Here is a 570-nt window from a genome sequence, read left to right as displayed (position 1 = left end):
TCACGCGGCGTTGCTCCGTCAGACTTTCGTCCATTGCGGAAGATTCCCTACTGCTGCCTCCCGTAGGAGTCTGGGCCGTGTCTCAGTCCCAGTGTGGCCGATCACCCTCTCAGGTCGGCTACGCATCGTTGCCTTGGTGAGCCGTTACCTCACCAACTAGCTAATGCGACGCGGGTCCATCCATAAGTGACAGCCGAAGCCGCCTTTCAATTTCGAACCATGCAGTTCAAAATGTTATCCGGTATTAGCCCCGGTTTCCCGGAGTTATCCCAGTCTTATGGGCAGGTTACCCACGTGTTACTCACCCGTCCGCCGCTAACTTCATAAGAGCAAGCTCTTAATCCATTCGCTCGACTTGCATGTATTAGGCACGCCGCCAGCGTTCATCCTGAGCCAGGATCAAACTCTCCAATAAAGTTAGTTTGTCTAGCATCTAAAAATAAAAATTGACGTTTCACGTTGTTTGTTTCGTTCAGTTTTCAAAGAACTACTTGGTCGCTCATTTGCGACTTCCTTATGTTAACATCTTCATTTTTCAATGTCAACTAAGTTTTTTAATTTCTTTTTTGT

Annotated in this window: 1 rRNA gene (only partly in view); it reads right to left on the bottom strand. The window is 47.7% G+C overall.

What is annotated here, in order from left to right:
• A 16S ribosomal RNA gene (locus P4361_RS20710) occupies positions 1-415 on the bottom strand (its annotated part extends 916 nt beyond the left edge of the window); the annotation flags it as partial.
• Positions 416-570 lie beyond the last annotated feature (155 nt).

Source organism: Fictibacillus sp. B-59209, from assembly GCF_036216745.1.
Classification (GTDB): Bacteria; Bacillota; Bacilli; order Bacillales; family Fictibacillaceae; genus Fictibacillus_C; species Fictibacillus_C marinisediminis.
This window is presented reverse-complemented; position numbering and strand designations above follow the sequence as displayed.